Here is a 3,204-nt window from a genome sequence, read left to right as displayed (position 1 = left end):
CCCATCATCACGGACGCCAGAATGTGATCGGTCCCGCACGTTTCCGTTCGGTGAATGGTCGTTTTATAGGTCGGCAATGACCGCTGGAGGCTGTCCTTCCAGCAAGGTCACATGGCGAACCCGAACTGACTATGCTCCCCGATGTGTTGCGCGGCGCTCACAGCGAGTCACCGTCGGCGCGACGCATCACCTCAGTCCGTTCATTTCAGACGGTTTAGGGACCCCTTGATGGTTCGTGCAGGTTCAATTCCCAGATCCCGGCCGACCGCGGCCGCCCGGGTGTGGCTCCTTCCTCCCGGAATTCTGGCCGTGGCCTCCGTAATAGCGTTGCTCTTCTCCTCCGCGGAGATACGGACACCGGTCGCCTGGTGCGGACTCACCGGGGTCCTCCTGACGGTCGCCACCTCGGCCGCCGCCGCGCGCCGAACCCGCGCGGCGGAGGCGCAGCGGCACACGCGGGCGAGGGTCGAGGCGGCGGAGCAGCACGCCCAGCGCGAGGCCGCGCTGCTCACCCGCCTGGACGACCAGCGGACCACCGTCGCCTGGCTCGCCGAGGAGCTCCTCCCCGCGGCCGTCGCCCGACTGCAGAAGGGCGACTCCTCCTCCGAGATCCTGCGGGCCGTCACCTTCGGCAAGCACATCGACCCCGACTACGCCGAGGCGCTCAGGGAGGCCCTGCGGACCTCCCTGGAAGCCGTGGAGGCCGAGGAGAACACCAGGGACGCCTCCCAGCGGGCCCTCGTGGCGATCGCGCGCAGGGTCCAGGCGATCGTGCACCAGCTCGCCAAGGACCTCCACGCCATGCAGATCCTCCACGGAAACGACCTCGTGGTCTCCCGGGGCCTGCAGGAGGTCGACCACCGCAACGCCCTGATCGGCCGCCTCGCGGCCAGCGTCGCGGTCCTCGGCGACGCCCGGCCCGGCCGCCAGTGGTCGAAGGCGATCCCGCTCTACGACGTCCTGCGCGGGGCCATGTCACGCATCGTGGACTTCCCCCGGGTGAAGCTGACCTCGATCGCGGAGGTGGCCGTGGTCGGCCCCGGCGCCGAGCCGCTGATGCACCTCCTCGCCGAACTCCTCGACAACGCCACGACGTTCTCGCCGCCCCACACCCCCGTGGAGGTGACCGCGAGCGAGGTGCCGACCGGCATCGCGATCGAGATCGAGGACCGCGGGATCGGACTCACCGAAGAGGTCCGGCAGCGCGTCGAGCGCGTCATGGCGCAGTCGCAGACCGGCGTCAACCTCTCGGGCCTGGGCGAGCTCACCCAGATCGGCCTCCCGGTCGTCAGCCGGCTGGCCCGCCAGCACGGCTGCGACGTCGACCTGCGCATCTCCGCCTACGGAGGCGTACGGGCCGTGGTGCTCGTCCCCCGGGACCTGATCACCACGGTGCCGCCGTCCGCCCTGAAGCTCCCGCAGCACGCCCGACGGCGTACGGGCGGACCGGTCCTGCCCCGGCCCACGCCGGCGCCCGACGCCACCGCGGAATCCGTCGAGGTCAGGAAGACCGCCAACGGCCTCCCGCAGCGACGCCGGGAGTCGCCCGGGCCCGCGCTCCCGCAGCGACGCCGCGAGTCGCCCGTGCCGATCCCGATCGTCCAGACCGGGCCCGCGCCCTCCGCCGACACGGCGGCCTCCCGGGGCACCTCCGGCCGTCACCGCGAGCCGGGACTGATGTGGGAGGCCTTCAACGCCGACAGAGGCGACAGGAGTCCGGTCGCCGCCCCTTCCCTTTCCCCCAGCGAGCCGTCAGATGAGGACGAGTAACATGCAGCCACTGCCGAACATGGACTGGATCCTCACGGACCTGCTGGGCGAGGTCCCGTACGTGCGACACGTGGTCGCCCTGTCGTCGGACGGCCTGTGCATCGGGCAGGCGAACACGGCCCCCGACACCGCCGACGCGATCGCCGCCGCCTGCTCCGGCATCCAGAGCCTCGCGCGGGCCATCGCGCAGATGTTCCCGGAGGGCGACGGGTCGACGCACATGGTCGGGATCGAGGCCGACGGCGGGTACTTCTCCCTGATGGCGGCCGGACCGGGGGCCTACCTCGCGGTCCTCGCCGACCAGGAGGTGGACGCCGGGCTGCTCGGCAGCCGCATGCGGACGCTGGTCACCCGGATCGGTCACTACATGACGAGCCCGCCTCGTGAGGACGTCGGGCAGGCGATGTGACATCGGAGAACCAGGACCCCTGGAATGAAGGCAATCCCGTCCCGCTCTACGTCATTACCGGTGGCCCGGACTCCGCGGGCGGCGCGTTCAACCTGGTCACGCTCATCGCGACGCGGTCCGAACCCGACCCCGCCATGCAGCCCGAGCAGGCGGCCGTCCTCACCCTGTGCACGTACCCGCTCTCGGTGGCCGAGCTCTCCGCGTACCTCAGCCTTCCCTTCAGCGTCGTCACCACGCTGCTCTCCAAGCTCGTCGAGGAGGAGCGGGTCGAGGCCATCGCGCCCGTGCCCGTGGCGGCCTATCCCGAACGCGGCCTACTGGAGGCGGTGATCCATGGACTACGCAAGCTCTGACGTACTCGATGCCGGCCGGCGCGACACCGACCTGCCACTGCCCCACGGCGCCAGGGGGGTGAAGGTCGTGGTCGTCGGCGGCTTCGGAGTCGGCAAGACGACCATGGTCGGGGCGGTGAGCGAGATCCCGCCCCTGACCACCGAGGAGACGATGACGCAGGCGGGCGTCGGCATCGACGACAACCCCGGCGCCCAGGGCAAGAAGACCACGACCGTCGCGATGGACTTCGGACGGATCAGCATCAACCAGGAGCTGATCCTCTACCTGTTCGGGACCCCCGGACAGGAGCGCTTCTGGTTCCTGTGGAACGGCATCTTCGAAGGCGCGCTCGGCGCCGTGGTCCTCGTCGACACCCGCAGGATCGAAGTCTCCTTCGAGGTCATCACCCGACTCGAGGACCGCCGCGTCCCGTTCGTCGTGGCCGTCAACGCCTTCCCGGAGGCCCCGCAGTACCCCGTAGCAGATCTGCGCACCGCTCTGGCCCTCAGCAACTCCGTGCCCATCGTCACCTGCGACGCACGGAACCGGGCGTCCTGCCGCGACGCCCTGCTCTCGCTGATGGACTACCTGTGCACCCTCGCCGCCGCCCAGGAGACCGCATGACCGTCCCACCCACCGAACACGCCACCGCACAGCCCGGGGCGGTCCCGCCCCCGGGCTGTGCGGTGGCG

General features: G+C 70.6%; 4 protein-coding genes. All 4 read left to right on the top strand.

Annotated features, from left to right (window positions below):
- Window positions 1-309 precede the first annotated feature (309 nt).
- From CCN56_RS38215 to CCN56_RS38200, 4 genes are read left to right on the top strand one after another with little or no spacing between them, the layout of a single operon-like run.
- Window positions 310-1,770, top strand: a complete 1,461-nt coding sequence (locus CCN56_RS38215) for a sensor histidine kinase (protein ID WP_179200145.1) — start codon at window positions 310-312, stop codon at window positions 1,768-1,770.
- 1 nt (window position 1,771) lies between these two features.
- Window positions 1,772-2,179 carry a roadblock/LC7 domain-containing protein gene (locus CCN56_RS38210; RefSeq protein ID WP_245727761.1) on the top strand — a complete coding sequence of 136 codons (408 nt, stop codon included), beginning with the start codon at window positions 1,772-1,774 and terminating at the stop codon, window positions 2,177-2,179.
- Window positions 2,176-2,532: a DUF742 domain-containing protein gene (locus CCN56_RS38205; RefSeq protein ID WP_086832252.1), complete on the top strand. Its 357-nt coding sequence runs from the start codon at window positions 2,176-2,178 to the stop codon at window positions 2,530-2,532. Before CCN56_RS38210 ends, CCN56_RS38205 begins: the two co-directional genes overlap by 4 nt.
- A complete protein-coding gene (locus tag CCN56_RS38200) occupies window positions 2,513-3,136 on the top strand; it encodes an ATP/GTP-binding protein (RefSeq protein ID WP_086832251.1) in 624 nt (207 codons plus the stop codon). Before CCN56_RS38205 ends, CCN56_RS38200 begins: the two co-directional genes overlap by 20 nt.
- The last annotated feature ends 68 nt before the right edge of the window (window positions 3,137-3,204 follow it).

Origin of the sequence: Streptomyces sp. NRRL B-24572, from assembly GCF_002156145.1 — a bacterium.
Lineage (GTDB): Bacteria > Actinomycetota > Actinomycetes > Streptomycetales > Streptomycetaceae > Streptomyces > Streptomyces vietnamensis.
Note: the sequence above shows the minus strand (reverse complement) of the source record. Positions and strands in the feature narration are given on the sequence as shown.

What these genes read in the sequence shown, in the direction of transcription:
- CCN56_RS38210 (WP_245727761.1), top strand. Translation starts at nt 1,772, where the DNA reads ATGCAGCCACTGCCGAACATGGACTGGATCCTCACGGACCTGCTGGGC.
- CCN56_RS38200 (WP_086832251.1), top strand. Translation starts at nt 2,513, where the DNA reads ATGGACTACGCAAGCTCTGACGTACTCGATGCCGGCCGGCGCGACACC.